The 16584-nt window shown below is 70.8% G+C and carries 14 protein-coding genes; 9 read left to right on the top strand and 5 right to left on the bottom strand.

The window, feature by feature from the left end:
- Window positions 1–75: 75 nt before the first annotated feature.
- The 5 genes from ACZ5WE_RS20490 to ACZ5WE_RS20470 all read left to right on the top strand — a co-directional run bounded on the left by ACZ5WE_RS20490 (window position 76) and on the right by ACZ5WE_RS20470 (window position 8278).
- Window positions 76–2037, top strand: a complete 1962-nt coding sequence (locus tag ACZ5WE_RS20490) for a Xaa-Pro dipeptidyl-peptidase (protein WP_467690995.1) — start codon at window positions 76–78, stop codon at window positions 2035–2037.
- Entirely contained in the window at window positions 2034–3332 is a 1299-nt protein-coding gene (locus ACZ5WE_RS20485) for a M14 family metallopeptidase (protein WP_467690994.1), read from the top strand. Before ACZ5WE_RS20490 ends, ACZ5WE_RS20485 begins: the two co-directional genes overlap by 4 nt.
- Before the next feature lie 83 nt (window positions 3333–3415).
- Complete coding sequence (locus ACZ5WE_RS20480; protein ID WP_467690993.1) at window positions 3416–5128, top strand: BCCT family transporter; 1713 nt, start codon at window positions 3416–3418, stop codon at window positions 5126–5128.
- Window positions 5129–5383: 255 nt separating this feature from the next.
- Window positions 5384–6415 carry an oxidoreductase gene (locus ACZ5WE_RS20475; protein WP_467690991.1) on the top strand — a complete coding sequence of 344 codons (1032 nt, stop codon included), beginning with the start codon at window positions 5384–5386 and terminating at the stop codon, window positions 6413–6415.
- A gap of 219 nt (window positions 6416–6634) precedes the next feature.
- On the top strand, window positions 6635–8278 hold the full coding sequence (locus ACZ5WE_RS20470; protein WP_467690990.1) for an ABC-F family ATP-binding cassette domain-containing protein: 1644 nt from the start codon (window positions 6635–6637) through the stop codon (window positions 8276–8278).
- A 21-nt stretch (window positions 8279–8299) separates the two neighbouring features.
- Here ACZ5WE_RS20470 and ACZ5WE_RS20465 read toward each other — a convergent pair whose 3' ends face one another.
- The 3 genes from ACZ5WE_RS20465 to ACZ5WE_RS20455 all read right to left on the bottom strand — a co-directional run bounded on the left by ACZ5WE_RS20465 (window position 8300) and on the right by ACZ5WE_RS20455 (window position 11930).
- Entirely contained in the window at window positions 8300–10684 is a 2385-nt protein-coding gene (locus ACZ5WE_RS20465; protein WP_467690989.1) for a Tex family protein, read from the bottom strand.
- Between the two features lie 63 nt (window positions 10685–10747).
- Window positions 10748–10915, bottom strand: a complete 168-nt coding sequence (locus ACZ5WE_RS20460; protein WP_367046715.1) for an LPFR motif small protein — start codon at window positions 10913–10915, stop codon at window positions 10748–10750.
- Window positions 10916–11039: 124 nt separating this feature from the next.
- Complete coding sequence (locus ACZ5WE_RS20455; protein ID WP_467690987.1) at window positions 11040–11930, bottom strand: SCO6745 family protein; 891 nt, start codon at window positions 11928–11930, stop codon at window positions 11040–11042.
- A gap of 143 nt (window positions 11931–12073) precedes the next feature.
- On the opposite strand from ACZ5WE_RS20455, the gene ACZ5WE_RS20450 reads away from it, so the two are divergent.
- On the top strand, window positions 12074–13066 hold the full coding sequence (locus tag ACZ5WE_RS20450) for a GlxA family transcriptional regulator (RefSeq protein ID WP_467690986.1): 993 nt from the start codon (window positions 12074–12076) through the stop codon (window positions 13064–13066).
- A gap of 7 nt (window positions 13067–13073) precedes the next feature.
- The gene (locus ACZ5WE_RS20445) at window positions 13074–13706 is read left to right on the top strand and encodes a DJ-1/PfpI family protein (protein ID WP_467690985.1); all 633 of its coding nucleotides are present in this window, start codon (window positions 13074–13076) and stop codon (window positions 13704–13706) included.
- On the opposite strand, the gene ACZ5WE_RS20440 is transcribed toward ACZ5WE_RS20445, so the two are convergent.
- Entirely contained in the window at window positions 13696–14472 is a 777-nt protein-coding gene (locus ACZ5WE_RS20440; RefSeq protein ID WP_467690983.1) for an enoyl-CoA hydratase/isomerase family protein, read from the bottom strand. The two genes, ACZ5WE_RS20445 and ACZ5WE_RS20440, sit on opposite strands and share 11 nt — an antisense overlap.
- A 93-nt stretch (window positions 14473–14565) precedes the next feature.
- On the opposite strand from ACZ5WE_RS20440, the gene ACZ5WE_RS20435 reads away from it, so the two are divergent.
- Both ACZ5WE_RS20435 and ACZ5WE_RS20430 read left to right on the top strand, forming a co-directional pair.
- Window positions 14566–15228, top strand: a complete 663-nt coding sequence (locus ACZ5WE_RS20435) for an HdeD family acid-resistance protein (RefSeq protein WP_467690981.1) — start codon at window positions 14566–14568, stop codon at window positions 15226–15228.
- A gap of 131 nt (window positions 15229–15359) precedes the next feature.
- Window positions 15360–15887 (top strand): ATP-binding protein, encoded by a 528-nt coding sequence (locus ACZ5WE_RS20430; RefSeq protein ID WP_467690980.1) that lies wholly within the window; start codon window positions 15360–15362, stop codon window positions 15885–15887.
- 43 nt (window positions 15888–15930) lie between these two features.
- Here ACZ5WE_RS20430 and idi read toward each other — a convergent pair whose 3' ends face one another.
- Window positions 15931–16524, bottom strand: coding sequence for an isopentenyl-diphosphate Delta-isomerase (idi, locus tag ACZ5WE_RS20425; protein ID WP_467690979.1), 594 nt, complete (start codon window positions 16522–16524; stop codon window positions 15931–15933).
- Window positions 16525–16584 lie beyond the last annotated feature (60 nt).

Genomic DNA, 16584 nt, shown 5'->3' with positions numbered 1-16584 from the left:
AAACGCCCCATGAGCCTGTCATCGGTGCGTACCGCCCTCTGTCGCGCGGGAGTTGACCGGTGTACCTTCCGCGCCATGCCGATACGTGCGCGACGCACACGCTTGATCTGGAGAGCACTGCTGACGGCGGCCATCGCCGCCCTGTTGGCCACGCTCGTGGCCCCGGGTGCCGCACAAGGGGCGCCGAGCGCCCCGCGCGAGAGCAAGCCCGTCTACTCGTACGAGAGCGCGATCCGTGAATCCGTCTGGGTCGACACGAGGATCGACGGGGACGGTGACGGGAAGTCCGACCGCGTCGCCGTCGACATCGTCCGGCCCCGCGAACCGGCCGCGCAGGGCCGGAGGATTCCCGTGATCATGGATGCCAGCCCGTACTACTCCTGCTGCGGGCGCGGCAACGAGAGCCAGAAGAAGACGTACGACGCGGACGGCGACCCCGTCCAGTTCCCGCTCTACTACGACAACTACTTCGTCCCGCGCGGCTATGGATTCGTCGCCGTCGACCTTGCCGGAACGAACCGCTCCGACGGCTGCGTGGACGTCGGGGGCCGCTCCGACATCCAGTCCGCCAAGGCCGTCGTCGACTGGCTGAACGGCAGGGCCCGCGGCTACACCACCCGCACCGGGGGCAAGAGCACCAAGGCGTCCTGGACGAACGGCGCCACCGGCATGATCGGCAAGAGCTACGACGGCACCGTCGCGCAGGGCGTGGCCGCCACTGGAGTGCGAGGTCTCAAGACCATCGTGCCGATCGGCGCGATCTCCTCCTGGTACGACTACTACTTCGCCCAGGGCGCCCCGCTCTACGACAGCGGCCCCGAGTGGCTCTCGGACTACGTGCAGAGCCCCGAGGCGCGGGCCCGCTGCGGCGCCGTACAGCAGCGGCTGATCGACGAGGCGCCCCGCACCGGGGACTGGACCCGGCTGTGGAGCGAGCGCGACCACGTCCCGGACGCGGACAAGGTGAGGGCCAGCGTCTTCGCCGTGCACGGCATGCAGGACCTGAACGTCCGGATGAAGCACTTCGGCCAGTGGTGGGACGCGCTGGCCGACGCGGGCGTCGACCGCAAGGTGTGGCTCAGCCAGACCGGGCACGTCGACCCCTTCGACTTCCGCCGCGCAGAGTGGGTGCGCACCCTGCACCGCTGGTTCGACCACGAACTCCTCGGCTACGACAACGGCATCGACCGCGAACCGATGGCCGACATCGAGCGCGCGCCCGACCGGTGGACCACTGACCGGGTCTGGCCCCCGCGCGCCACGGACACGGTCAAGCTCCGCCCCAACAAGGGGACTTCACCCGGCGTCGGAACCCTCGGTACTCGCCGCGGCACCGGCAGCGAGACCTTCACCGACGACCCGAAGCTGAGCGAGACCGACTGGGCCGCGCAGATCGACACCTCGACGCCGTCGAAGGCCGGATTCATCAGCAAGCCGCTGCGCCGCGACCTGCGTCTGTCCGGTTCCTCCGAAGTGACCGTCACCGCCACCCCGACGACCCGCACCGCCCACCTCTCCGCGGTCCTCGTCGACCTGGGCCCCGACACCATCCGCGACTACGCGAGCGCAGGCGAGGGCATCACCACGCTCCCGGAACGCACCTGCTGGGGCCCGAGCACCGGCGGTGACAGCTCCTGCTTCAAGGAGACGAAGGCGAAGGCCGCCGACGTCGACTACACGGTCTTCAGCCGCGGCTGGGCCGACCTCGGCAACTGGGCCGACGACCACAAGGGCCGTCCCCTCACGCCGGGCAAGAAGCACACCATCACCCTCGACCTGGCTGCGAGCGACCACGTCGTACCGAAGGGGCACCGCCTCGCGCTGATCGTCGCGGGCACCGACAAGGACCTCATCGATCCCCCCGCCGACACCCCGACGCTCGCCATCGACCTGTCCCGTACGTCGGCGAAGGTGCCGCTCGTCGGCGGCGCCGACGCGTTCCGTACCGCCAAGACCGTCACCCCCCACGAGTCCCGTCTCGACGGCGTGGCCCCGCCGCGTCCGTTCCGCCCCGTCCCTGGAGGCAGCACTTCATGAGAGCCCGCACCGGCCTCACGCCCCGTATCCGCACGGTGGCGCTCGCCTGCGCCACCGCCGCGCTCGCCGCACCGCTCCTGACCGCGCCGGCGCAGGCGACGCCGTCCCCGCCCCGCACCGGATTCGAGGAGAGCAACGGCGCACGCTGGACCAGTCAGCCGGCGGAGCAGAGGTTCCTCGCCGCCGTCGACAGGGCGAGCGACCGGGTCTCGGTGTCCCGCATCGGCACCACCAAGCAGGACCGGCCCGTCCAGCTGGTCCGCATCGGTGCACGCCCCACGAAGAACACGGTGTTGCTGATCTGCAGCCAGCACGGTGACGAGCCGTCGGGCCGCGACGCTTGTCTGTCGACGATCCGCGACCTGGCCTACGCGAAGGACAAGAAGACCCACAAGTTCCTCTCGCGCACCACGCTCCTGGTCGTCCCCACCGCCAACCCGGACGGCCGCGCCGCGAACACCCGCGGCAACTCCGACGGCGTCGACATCAACCGCGACCACATCTCCCTGCAGACCGCGGAGGCCCGCGCCATGGCCGCCGTCATCCGTGACAAACAGCCTGACTCCATCTACGACCTGCACGAGTACGGAGCAACCCCGAAGTACTACGACAAAGACCTGTTCGACCTGTGGCCGCGCAACCTCAACACCGACGAGGCGGTGCACAAGGAGGCGCAGACCCTGTCCAAGGCGTACGTCAGGCCCGCCGCCAACAAGGCGGGCCACACGACGGGGACGTACGGAATCTGGACGGATCCCGTGACCGGTGAACCCGTCAAGCAGACGGCCGGCGACGGCCAGGAGCGCATTCTGCGCAACCTCTCCGGCATCAAGCACGCGGCGGGCCTGCTCATCGAGAGCCGGGTCGACCCGCTCACGGAAGCCGAGAAGAAGGACGAGGCACTGAACAACCGGCGCCGCGTGACATCCCAACTCTCGGCGCTCGGCGGCCTGTTCGCCTACGCCGACGAGCGGCGCGGCCAGTTGGAGGCGGCCACGGGCGCGGCCCGCCTCGAAGGGTTCCGTGACCGCGGTCCTGTCTATGTCGGCGGAGCCGACAACGACCCGGCCGAGCCGTCCGAAGTGATCCAGGACCCGCCCTGTGGCTACCGTCTCAACGCAGCCCAGTACGGCGACATAAAGGACGAACTCGCCCTGCACGGCGTCAAGGTGAAGCGGGACGGCGGGGGCGCCTATGTGCCGATGCGGCAGTCCGCGCGATCTCTCGTACCGTTGCTCCTCGACGAGCGCGCTCCCTATCACCTCGTCACAGGTCGGCCCGACACTGGCTGTTGAGTAGGTGAGAGGTGCGTCACATGTGGTAGGGGGTAGCGGAGTACAGATATTGCACGTCGTCGACATCCGTGAAAGGTGCACTTGTGACGCAAGACGAGCAGAAATCGGACGACGGGGGAGGGGGAGCGATCATGACTCCCGCCCCCGGCGCCCGGACTCCACAGACGGACCGGATCGTGTTCGGTGTGACAGCCGTGCTCACCCTGGCCTTCGTGGTCTGGGGCGCCGTGGCGACGGATTCCCTTCAGGACATCTCCACGGACATGCTCAACGGCCTGATGCACAACGGCGGCTGGTTCTTCATGCTGACCGCCAGCGGCTTCGTGGTCTTCGCGCTCTGGCTGGCCATCAGCCGGTACGGGAAGATCACCCTGGGCAAGGAGGGTGAAGCACCGGAGTTCCGCACGGTGTCCTGGGTGGCGATGATGTTCAGCGCCGGTATGGGCATCGGCCTGATGTTCTACGGGGTGAGCGAGCCGCTCGCCCACTTCACGACGCCACCGCCGGGCACCGACCCCGCGGACGCTGCTGCGGCGATGGAAACCGCCATGGCCACCACCCTCTTCCACTGGACGCTCCACCCGTGGGCGATCTACGCGGTGGTGGGACTGGCGATCGCCTACAGCACCTTCCGGCGCAACCGGCGCCAGACGATCAGTGCCGTGTTCACGCCGCTCATGGGCGAGAAGCGCGCCAACGGCGGCTGGGGCCGCGTCATCGACATCCTGGCCATCTTCGCGACGCTGTTCGGCTCGGCGGCCTCGCTCGGTCTCGGCGCGTTGCAGATCGGCAGCGGCGTCGAGGTGCTCGACTGGATGGACGACGCGGGCACGGGTCTGCTCGTCGTCATCATCGCCGTGCTGAGCCTGGCCTTCGTGGCGTCCGCCGTCTCCGGTGTGGAGAAGGGCGTCCAGTGGCTGTCCAACATCAACATGGTCCTCGCCGGGATCCTCGTGCTGTTCGTCTTCATCGCGGGCCCCACGGTCATCATGCTGGACATGCTGCCGACATCCCTCGGCGCCTACCTCGACGACCTCCCGCAGCTGATGGGCCGCACCGAGGCCTCCAGCGGCAAGGGTGTCGCGGACTGGCTCAGCGGCTGGACCGTCTTCTACTGGGCCTGGTGGATCTCGTGGACGCCCTTCGTGGGCATGTTCATCGCCAGGATCAGCCGGGGACGTACCATCCGCCAGTTCGTCGGCGGCGTCATCCTGGTGCCCAGCACGGTCAGCCTGATCTGGTTCGCCGTCTTCGGCGGCTCCGCCATGACGGTCAAGGAGCGGGGCGGCCTCGAGGGCGAGTCCACGCCCGAGGCCCAGCTGTTCGGCCTGCTGCACGAGTACCCGATCGCCACGGTCACGAGCCTGCTCGTGATGATCCTCGTGGGCATCTTCTTCGTGTCGGGTGCCGACGCCGCGTCGATCGTGATGGGCACGCTCTCGCAGAAGGGCGCGCTCGAACCGGGCAAGCTCGTCGTCATCTTCTGGGGCATGGTGACGGGAGCCGTCGCCGCGATCATGCTGTTGATCGGTGACGGTTCCGACGACGCTCTGACCGGTCTGCGAAATCTCACCATTCTCGTGGCGGCGCCCTTCACCCTGGTGATGATCGGGATGTGTGTCGCCCTGATGCGGGACCTGCGCCACGACCCGCTGATCGTCCGGGGCGAGCACGGCACGGAGGCCGTCGAGAAGGCCGTGATCGCGGGCCACGAGCAGTACGACGGCGACTTCGAGATCCGTATCGGCCCGAGCGAGAACGGGGACGAGGAGGAGACTCCCACCAAGTCGGTCTGAGTTCGCTCCGGTTGACCCTGGGTTCGCTCCACCTTCAGGAGGCGGCCGCTTCGTCCGCGAGGTGTGCCGCCTCCTGCGTTCCCGTCCGATCGCGTCCAGCCGGGTCTCGCGTCGTACGCCATCGACCATGCGTGCGGCCGGTCCGGGCGGTCCGGGACACCAACTCCTGGTACACGAGCAGGGAGGGGGCGGGCGTACGTAGCGGAATGTGTCATGCCGTGCTCATATCGCCCCCCAGATGGGGATACTCACACCATGTCTGCCGAGTACGCGACCTTCGGCCTGGCACCGGCCATCCGCGCCGGTGGAGTTCTCGCCAACGGTGATTACCAAGTCCACCGGGATTTCGTCGACTTCATCGTGAACGGGCGCCCGCTGCTGTTCCAGCTCTCCGACCTCGACGCCGTATCCCCGCTCGCCTCCGACGTACCACCCGCGATCTTCACCCACCATGTGCGCGGACTCCTCCTGGAGGCCGAAGCGCCCCTGCTCGACGAGCGGCACGTCATCTACGGCTGCCCCGAGTGCGAAGGTCTGGAGTGCGGGGCCGTCACGGCGGTCATCGAGCGGGCACCGGACGGCTCCGACACCTATGTGTGGCGGGACTTCGCCTGGCAGACGGCCGATCGGGCCGACCTGAAGCTCAACGGCTACCACGGCATAGGGCCCTTCTGTTTCCAGGGCGCCGAATACCGCGAGGCGCTGCGGCAGTTGCTGGCCGGCGGTGAACCGGCGGCGCGACGCAGGGTGCTCCTGATCGGCGCCCGCGTCGCCGTCCTCGCCAAGCTCGCCGCGGCGCTGCGCACGATCGGTGTCGGCGCCGAGATCGCGGCGGACGCGGCGGGCGTGCCGCCGGACGAGCTGCGGACGTACGGGGCGGTGGCCTTCGGGCGGTCCGTCCCGGCGGGGACACGCGAGGGGGTACGCGCGGCGTTCGAGGGCGCGGGACTCCAGGTCGCGTACGTCGACGGCCTGGCCCCGATCATCCCGCTCCTGGTCGCGCAGATAGAACACGCTCTGGACCGCAGCCCGTTGGAGCAGCGCCGACTGACCCGCCTCGCGGCGGCGGACGGCTCGGCGGACGTGGAGATCACCTCGACCTGCCGCGTCCAGCTCATCGCGTACCGCCTGGACAGGCTCTCCCGCACCCAGGTCCACGAGGTCTTCGACGGCGTCCTGGAGCCGGGGGAGCACCGCGTGGCCCTGGACGCCAAGGCGACAAAGGGGGAGTCGTTCGTGGTGGCCCGGACGACGGACAGCGTCCTGACGGCACCGATAGTGCGGTAGCGCGCGCAGGGCTGCGGCGTGCTGCTCGCCCCGCGGGCGAGTCCGCGAGGGTCCTGAGCCGCCGCTCGCGGGGCGCCTGCGGTGGCCGAGGCCGGGGCCTGCGACGCAGACCGCGGGGGAGTGGGCGCAGGGGCGGATGGCCGGGCAGGCCCGGTTGCGGTGCCGTCGCTCGTGCTGCTGGATCGGCAGGGCTCGGGCTCGCCTAAACTCGACCCCCTGATGACCGCAACCCTCGTCGCCAAGAACCTCGCCGCCGGCCACGGCGACCGCTCCCTCTTCTCCGCTCTGGATCTCGTCGTCGCCCCCGGCGACGTCATCGGCCTGGTCGGTGCCAACGGCGCCGGCAAGTCGACCCTCCTGCGCCTCCTCGCGGGCCTTGACACCCCCGAGAGCGGCGAGCTGCGCCTGTCTCCGCCCACCGCGGCCGTGGGGCACCTCCCGCAGGAGCCCGACCGCCGCCCCGGCGAGTCCATCCGCGCCTTCCTGGCCCGCCGCACCGGTGTCGCCGAGGCCCAGCGGACCATGGACGAGGCCACCCAGGGCCTGGTCGACGGAACCCCGGGCGCGGACGACGCGTACGCGCTCAGCCTGGAGCGCTGGCTGGCTCTCGGCGGCGCCGACCTGGACGAGCGGGCGGAGGAGGTCGCCGCCTCGCTGGGCCTCGACGTCGGCCTCGACAAGACCATGACCTCCCTCTCCGGTGGCCAGGCCGCCCGCGCGGGCCTCGCCTCGCTGCTCCTCTCCCGCTACGACGTGTTCCTCCTGGACGAGCCGACCAACGACCTCGACCTGGCCGGCCTCGAACGACTGGAGAGCTTCGTCCGCGGACTGCGCGCCGGCACCGTGGTCGTCAGCCACGACCGCGAGTTCCTCACCCGCACCGTCACCAAGGTCCTCGAACTCGACCTCGCCCAGCAGCAGATCAACCTCTACGGCGGCGGCTACGACGCCTATCTGGAGGAGCGTGACGTCGCGCGCAGGCACGCGCGCGACGAGTTCGAGGAGTACGCCGACAAGAAGTCCGCCCTGGAGGGCCGCGCCCAGATGCAGCGCTCCTGGATGGACAAGGGCGTCAAGAACGCCCGTCGCAAGGCGGGCGACAACGACAAGATCGGCCGGAACTTCCGCAGCGACGCCAGCGAGAAGCAGGCGGCGAAGGCGCGTCAGACGCAGCGCATGATCGAGCGGCTCGACGTCGTCGACGAGCCCCGCAAGGAGTGGGAGCTGCACATGGAGATCGCGTCGGCGCCACGCTCCGGCAGCGTCGTCGCCGCCCTCCGGGACGCCGAGGTGCACCGCGGCGACTTCACCCTGGGCCCCGTGACGCTGCAGATCGACTGGGCGGACCGGGTGGCGATCACCGGCGCGAACGGCTCGGGTAAGTCGACCCTGCTCGGCACCCTGCTGACCCGCGTTCCCACGGACGCGGGATACGCGACCCTCGGCTCCGGAGTGCTCGTCGGCGAGGTCGACCAGGCCCGCGCGCTGTTCCACGGCCCGGAGTCGCTCCTGGACGCGTTCTGCGCGGCCGTACCCGACACCGAACCGGCCGAAGTCCGCACGCTGCTCGCCAAGTTCGGTCTGAAGGCGGCGCACGTCCTGCGCCCGGCGGCCACCCTCTCCCCGGGTGAACGCACCCGGGCGGGTCTCGCGCTGCTCCAGGGCCGTGGCGTCAACCTGCTGGTCCTCGACGAGCCGACGAACCACCTAGACCTGCCCGCCATCGAGCAGCTGGAGTCCGCCCTGGAGGCGTACGAGGGCACGCTGCTCCTGGTGACGCACGACCGCAGGATGCTGGACGCCGTACGGGTCACGAGGCGTCTGGAGGTGACGGAGGGCAAGGTGACCGAGCTGTCACCCTGACCTCCGTCAACTCTCCCTGGATCAGCGCTTCTTGGGGTCCAGTAGTCCGGCCCGTCGCAGGGCGTCAGCCATCGCGTCGTTGGCCGGCGGCGGCCCCTGGCGCTCCTTGCGCTGGCCGCCGCCACCGCCCTGCCGCTGGGGTCGCTGGCCGCCCTGCTGCCGCTGCTGCGGGGGACGCCCGCCGCGCTTGGGGCGCTCCCCGGTGGTGTCCGCCGCGGCCTCGTCGTCCAGGCGCAGCGTCAGCGAGATCCGCTTGCGCGGAATGTCGACGTCCATCACCTTCACCTTGACGATGTCGCCCGGCTTCACCACGTCCCGCGGGTCCTTGACGAACGTCTTGGACATCGCGGAGACATGCACGAGCCCGTCCTGGTGGACACCGATGTCCACGAAGGCGCCGAACGCCGCCACGTTCGTGACGACCCCCTCCAGGACCATCCCGGACGCGAGGTCGGAGATCTTCTCGACGCCGTCCTTGAAGGTCGCCGTCTTGAACGCGGGACGCGGGTCACGCCCCGGCTTCTCCAGCTCCTTCAGGATGTCGCTCACCGTGGGCAGACCGAAGGACTCGTCCACGAACTCGTCCGCCCTGAGCGAGCGCAGCGTCCCCGTGTCGCCGATCAGCGAGGCGACCTCGCCGCCTGTCTTCTTCGCCATCCTGCGCACCACCGGATACGCCTCGGGGTGCACGCTGGAGGCGTCCAGCGGGTCGTCGCCGCCCCGGATGCGCAGGAAGCCCGCGCACTGCTCGTACGCCTTGGGGCCGAGCCGTGCCACGTCCTTGAGGCCCTTGCGGGAGGAGAAGGGGCCGTTCGTGTCGCGGTGCGTCACGATGTTCTCGGCGAGGCCCGCGCCGATGCCGGAGACCCGGGAGAGCAGCGGGGCGGACGCGGTGTTCACGTCCACGCCGACGCCGTTCACACAGTCCTCGACGACCGCGTCGAGCGAGCGGGACAGCTTCACCTCGGAGAGGTCGTGCTGGTACTGACCGACGCCGATGGACTTCGGGTCGATCTTCACCAGCTCGGCGAGCGGGTCCTGGAGGCGCCGGGCGATCGACACGGCGCCGCGCAGCGACACGTCCATGTCGGGCAGCTCCTGCGAGGCGAAGGCCGAAGCGGAGTACACCGACGCGCCCGCCTCGGAGACCATCACCTTCGTGAGGTTCAACTCCGGGTGCTTCGTGATCAGTTCACCGGCGAGCTTGTCCGTCTCGCGGGACGCAGTGCCGTTCCCGATCGCGATCAGGTCGACCGCGTGCTCCTTGGCGAGCTTCGCGAGGGTGGCCAGGGACTGGTCCCACTTGTTGGCAGGGACGTGCGGGTTGATGACGTCCGTCGCGACGACCTTGCCGGTCGCGTCGACCACGGCGACCTTCACACCCGTACGGAAACCGGGGTCGAGCCCCAGCGTCGCGCGCGTGCCCGCCGGTGCGGCGAGCAGCAGGTCGCGCAGGTTCGACGCGAAGACCCGCACGGCCTCGTCCTCGGCGGCGGTACGCAGCCGAAGGCGCAGGTCGATCCCCAGGTGCACCAGGATGCGGGTCCGCCAGGACCAACGCACCGTGTCCTGCAGCCACTTGTCGCCCGGGCGGCCGCGGTCCACGACGCCGAAGCGGTGGGCGACCATCCCCTCGTACGAGGACGGGCCCTCGGTGGCCTCCTCCGGTTCGAGGACGAGGTCGAGGACGTCCTCCTTCTCGCCGCGCAGCATCGCGAGGACGCGGTGCGACGGCAGCTCCTTGAAGGGCTCGGCGAAATCGAAGTAGTCGGCGAACTTGGCGCCCGCCTCCTCCTTGCCCTCGCGGACCTTCGCGGCGAGGCGGCCGCGCACCCACATGCGCTCGCGCAGCTCGCCGATCAGGTCGGCGTCCTCGGAGAACCGCTCGGCGAGGATCGCGCGGGCGCCGTCCAGGGCGGCCTGCGGTTCTGCGACGCCCTTGTCGGCGTCCACGAAGGCCGCGGCCGCGGCGAGCGGGTCCACCGACGGGTCGCCCAGCAGACCGTCGGCCAGCGGCTCGAGTCCCGCCTCACGGGCGATCTGCGCCTTCGTACGCCGCTTCGGCTTGAACGGCAGGTAAATGTCCTCGAGCCGCGCCTTGGTGTCCGCCGCGCGGATCCGCTCCTCAAGGTCGTCGGTGAGCTTGCCCTGCTCGCGCACCGATTCGAGGATCGCCGCGCGCCGCTCCTCGAGCTCCCGCAGATAGCGCAACCGCTCCTCGAGCGTACGCAGCTGCGCGTCGTCGAGCATCTCGGTCGCTTCCTTGCGGTAGCGAGCGATGAAGGGCACCGTCGAGCCGCCGTCGAGCAGGTCGACGGCGGCCTTCACCTGCCGCTCCCGTACGCCGAGTTCTTCGGCGATCCTGCCTTCGATCGATGCTGGAGTGGACGTCTGCAGAGGTGCCACGTTTCCCGCCTTCTCACTGGGGTTGCGGGGCAATTGTGGCAGGTGGCACCGACAGCGGGGGGATCAGACCCGGCGTGCCCGCCCGGGGCGGCGTCCCGACCGGCGTCCGCCTCGCCGTGTGGAGCTGGAGGCACCGCCGAAGAGCCGGGCAACGGCGCGGAACGGCAGCGTCACCACGGTGGCGAGTGCCGCGCCGATCTGACGCAGGACATCTGCGATCGCTCGGAACACGGGATTTCCCCTTTCGTCGCCCGGTCCTGCGCCAAGCGCGCGGGACCGGAGACGGACGGGTACCTCGCACGGCGCCGTCCATGCCTGCACCGCGGCCTTGCCTGTGCGGGGCAAGTGGAGGGGGCTACTCCTTGCCGAGCAGATCCGCCGGGAACGCCCCCGCGTTGAGCGCCGCGCCCGCGAACACGGTCCCCAGTTCCGTCAGGCGCTCCACTCCGGCCGCGCCCAAGTGCTCGTACGGTGCCCGGTCGAGGCGGTCCGTGGCCTCTTCGACGTCCTTGCGCAGCGCGACGCCCGCCTCGGTCAACTCGGACACTCCGTCGTGCAGTCCGCGGGCGCGGAGCTGCTCCACTGCGGCGTCCCAGTCCTCCTGGTTCCAGCCGCGCGTGGTGAAGTTCCACTTCGGCGTCATGCCCTTGCCGGTCGCCGTGTGGCTCACCAGCGCCTCCAGGGCGTCGAGTTCGGCGTACTGGAGGGCGGTGAGGTGCCCGTCGCCCCGGTGCTCGCGCAGCAGCGTCGCGGCATGCCAGAGCGCGAGGTGCGGCTGCTCGGGTACGGGCAGGTCGGCGTGGGCGGCGTAGAGCGGCCGTGCGGAACGGGAGCAGGCCTCGGCGGCGCGCAGCGCGAGCTCCGCCGCCTCCGCCATCTCCGGGGACGCGAGGGCTTCCTCTCCGAGGAGGCGCCTCAGCGTCGCGTCGACGGCACGCAGGCGTGCCGCAAGGACGTCCTCGGGGGACGCCACGCTCCAGATGTCCGGCACGTGGCGGGCGACGGTCTCGTGCTTGTAGCTGTAGAACGCCGCCGTGACCACGCCGGCGCCGACCGGTCCCATGGCCGCCGTGCGAACGGCGAAGTTGACGGCCCTGGGGTGGGTGATCCCGATCGCGCCCAGCTCCCGGCCCACGTCGGGGGAGAAGTAGTGCGTCGAGTGCAGCGAATTGAGCACGGTGTGACACCGGCGACCCGCGCGCGGGTGCAGCGCCGCGGCCGGGGAGGAGGGCCTGAGAGAAGTCATGACCGCACGCTACCGACTGGTTGGTATGAGGTGAAGCCCGGGGCGCCACCCCGGCCGGCCCGCCCCCGCGTCGCTCTGCCGATGGCAGGAAAGGAGGGCCATCCGTCATTGCGGCCATCGCGCCCAGGGCCAAGAATCATGGCATGGAGCAGCGAACTGTCCTGGTCGTCCTCTTCGACGGGGTCCAGAGTCTCGACGTCACGGGGCCGGTGGAGGTCTTCGCGGGCGCCGCCACCTGCCGCGGCGGTGACGTCCCGGCGTACCGCATCCGCACGGCGTCCCTGGACGGCGCTCCCGTACGCACCTCCAGCGGACTCACGCTCGTACCGGACTCCTCTCTCGCGAACGCCCCCGTGCCGCACACCCTGCTCGCCCCGGGCGGTCTGGGCAGCCGTGAGGCCGACCCCCGCCTGATCGACTGGCTGCGGACGAACGCCCCGCGCGCGCGGCGCCTGGTCTCGGTCTGCACCGGCGCGATCCTGTACGCCGAGGCCGGGCTCCTGGACGGCCGCCGGGTGGCGACCCACTGGGCGTACTGCGCCCAGCTCGCCCGCGACCACCCCGCCATCGAGGTCGACCCCGACCCGATCTTCGTCCGCGACGGCCATGTCGCGACCTCCGCGGGCGTGACCGCGGGCATCGACCTGGCCCTGGCCCTGGTCGAGGAGGACCTGAGCCGTGACGAGGCGCTGACGGTCGCGCGGCATCTCGTCGTCTTCCTGCGACGCCCGGGGAACCAGGCGCAGTTCAGCGCCCAGCTCGCCGCCCAGACCGCGCGGCGCGAGCCCCTGCGCGAGGTCCAGCAGTGGATCACCGAGCACCCGGACGAGAACCTCTGCGTCGAGTCGCTCGCCGCCCGCGCCCGGCTCTCGCCCCGGCACTTCGCCCGAGCGTTCCAGACGGAGACGGGGATGACGCCGGGCAAGTACGTCGAGCGTGTGCGCGTCGAGCACGCGCGCCGGCTCCTGGAGGACACCTCCCACGGCGTCGAGGAGGTCTCGCGCGCCTGCGGCTACGGCACCCCGGAAGCGATGCGCCGCGCCTTCGTCAAGACCCTCGGCGCGGCGCCCGCCGAGTACCGGCGGCGCTTCCACGCCCCTCTCGCCCCTCAGCGGGCTCCCGCCCTCAACAGATAGGCACTCCATGCAGATCGCCATCGCCCTGTTCGAACGCTTCACCGCCCTGGACGCGGTCGGCCCGTACGAGACCCTCAGCCGCATGCCCGGCGCCGAGACCCTCTTCGTGGCCGAGCGCCCCGGTCCGGTGCGCAACGACAACGGCTCCCTCGCGCTCGTCGCCGACCGCGCCTTCGCCGACGTACCCGACCCCGACGTCGTGGTCGTCCCCGGCGGCCCCGGCCAGAGCGATCACATGGCGGACGAGGCGCTCCTGGGCTGGCTGCGGTCCGCCGACGCCACCAGTACCTGGACGACGTCCGTGTGCACCGGCTCCCTCCTGCTCGCCGCCGCCGGACTGATCAAGGGGCGCCGCGCCACCTCGCACTGGCTCGCCCTCGCGGAGCTCGAGCGGTTCGGCGTGGAGCCGACGGAGGAGCGGGTGGTGTTCGACGGCAAGTACGTCACGGCGGCCGGGGTCTCCTCCGGCATCGACATGGGGCTCGCCCTGATCGGCCGGATCGCGGGCGATGAGCAGGCCCAGACCGTGCAGCTCCTCACGGAGTACGACCCGCAGCCGCCCTACGACGCCGGGTCCCCGCAGAAGGCACCCGCGCACCTCGTCGAGAAGTTCCGCGCGGGCAGCCGCTTCAGCCAGTAGCACCGTCGCCGGGAGCGCCGCCGCCCGGAGTCCAGGTGAAGCGCGGCTCGCGGCGCTCCAGGAAGGCGGCCACGCCCTCGGCGGTGTCGCCGCCCGCGTGGGCCTGTCCGGTCCAGTACGCGTCCCGGTCCGTGTGTCCCGCGGCGAACTCCTTGGCCGCCGCCTGCGTCAGCTGTGAGCGCGCGGAAAGGATCCCGGTGAACTCCGCAACGCGCTTGTCCAGTTCCCCCGAGGGCAGCACCTCGTCCACCAGACCGGTGCGCAGCGCACGCTGCGCGTCGATCAACTCCCCGGAGAACAACAGGTACTTGGCGGACGCGGGCCCCACGAGCGACACCAGCCGCCGGGTGGACGACGCGGGATAGACGATCCCCAGCTTCGCCGGGGTGATCCCGAACAGCGCGCCCTCATCCGCGAACCGCAGATCGCAGGCGGCGGCCAGCTGACTTCCCCCTCCCACGCAGTAGCCGCGCACCGCGGCCAGCGTCGGCTTCGGGAAGGCCGCGAGCGCCTCCTCCGCCCGTACCGCCAGATCCTGCGCCTCACCGGGCGCCTCGCGCAGCGAGGAGATGTCGGCCCCCGCGCAGAAGGTCCCGCCCTCGCCGGTCAGCACGACCGCCCGCACGGCCGGATCGGCGGCGAGCCCGGCGAGCAGCGGCGGCACCTGGCGCCACATGTCCGCCGTCATGGCGTTGCGCTTCGCCGGATGGTCGATGACGACGGTGGCGACGCCGTGGGTGACGGCCTGCCTCAGCTGGGGCTTCATGCGCAGGATGCTATCCGCACTACTCGAACGTACGATCAAGAAGGGGCGGCCCTGAGAACTCTGCGCAGCGGGGGAAGCAGGACGGAGACGCTGATGGCCCGATCCGAGAGCGCCACGACCGACACCCAGGGCGCCAGGCAGCTCAGCCGCAGTCTGGGCCTGCTCGCCCTGCTGGGGGCGATCCTCGCGCTGGCGGGGATCGTCGGCCTCGTCTACACGGGCGTCGCCACCCTCACCTCCATGCTCCTCTTCGGCTGGCTGCTCCTGATCGGCGGCTGTGTCGGGCTGCTGCACGCGGTGCAGTCGCGCGGCACGAACTTCTTCTGGCTCGGCGTGGTCGTGGCAGCCCTGAATCTCGCCGCCGGAGTCGTGATCATCCGCAGGCCTGATGTGGCGGCGGAGGCGCTGACGATGTTCGCCGCGCTGCTCTTCCTGACCGGTGGTGTCTTCCGTCTGGTCGGCAGCCTGGTGGTGCGCGGCCCGCAGTTCGGCTGGACGCTCGTGCAGGGCGCCTTCGGGCTGCTGCTCGGCATCCTGGTGCTCGCCAACTGGCCGAGCAGCAGCCAGTACGTGATCGGCTGCTTCTTCTCGCTGGCGCTGCTCTTCGACGGTCTCGGTCTGCTCGCCGCGGGCCTTGGCGGGCGCCGGATCGTGAGCATGGTCGCAAAGGACCGGCCGGCGGACGACCCGAAGGACCCGAGCGGCCCGGACGGCCCGAGCGGCCCGAACAACCCGTACAAGCCGAAGAACGCGTGAAGCGAAACCGTGAGAGCAGGAGCAGTCGCACAACTGACACCGCTCGGGCGGCAGTGATCAAATTCCGTCGATAGTCGCTGACTTCTGGTCAGTGCTACGGTCCGGACCAGGACATTCCCAACACTCGATGCGTGGTGACAATCGAGCGCAAGGGTGGCGACCCGACGATGGGCGACGACGGGAGCGGGCCCGGCCCTCTCCCCCGGGAGCCCGCAAAGGTGCCCTACGAAGGCGTGTGGCGGTTCACCGCCGCCGCCGTGGACGCCTCGGTGCCCCAGGCCCGGCACGCGGTACGTGACCTGTTGGCCCGGCAGGGCGTGCCCGTGTCGGACGACCTCGTGCAGGGCCTGCTCCTGATCGTCTCCGAACTGGTCACCAACGCGGTGCGGCACGCGGCCCTGCTCTCGCCGATGCTCGCGGTGGAGGTGGCGGTCGGCGCCGAGTGGGTGCGGGTCTCCGTGGAGGACGACCACCCCTACCGCCCGACCGCCCTGGTGGCCGACCACGGCCAGACCGGCGGCCGCGGCCTGCTCCTCGTGCGCGAGATCACCCAGGAGGCGGGCGGTGCCTGCGACGTCGAGCACACCGCGAGCGGGGGCAAGGTCATCTGGGCCGCCCTGCCCCTGAAGCCCAACGGCGTGTCCCCTGACGGGAGTTGACGCGCCAACCGGTTCTCACCGGGTCGGCTCCACCAGCGGGCTCTCACCAACCGGCGGAAGACCCCGTCAGCTCCCGGATCGCGGGCCGCGCCGCGTCGAGGACGGTCATGAACCACGCCGAGAACGGCCCCTGCGCATGCCGCTCCGCCAGCTCCGCGGCCGTCACGAACGCGGTCTCGCCGACCTCGGTCGAGTCGGGCCGCAGCGGCGCCTGGACCATCCCCACGAAGAGGTGGTTGAACTCCTGCTCCACCAGGCCCGAGTCGGGGTCCGGGTGGTTGTAGCGCACCGTGCCCGCCTCCGCGAGCAGTGAGGGCGAGACGCCCAGCTCCTCGTACGTGCGGCGCGCGGCGGCCGCGAACGGAGCCTCACCCGGGTACGGGTGGCCGCAGCAGGTGTTCGACCAGACGCCGGGGGAGTGGTACTTGCCCAGGGCGCGCTGCTGCAGCAGCAGCCGCCCCTGCTCGTCGAAGAGGAAGACGGAGAACGCCCGGTGCAGCTGCCCGGGCGCCTGATGCGCGGAGAGTTTCTCCGCTGTGCCGATCGTCCTGCCGTCCTCGTCGACGAGTTCCAGCAAGATCGCTTCTCCGGTGCCGTTCGACGAGCTGTTCGCCGCGGTGGCAGGTGTGGTCGGCATACCCATCCTTCGCTTCGGTCTTCGAGCCTCAAGTCTGCCGTACGCGACCGGCCCCGCAGG

Source organism: Streptomyces sp. NPDC033180, assembly GCF_055577645.1.
Note: the sequence above shows the minus strand (reverse complement) of the source record. Positions and strands in the feature narration are given on the sequence as shown.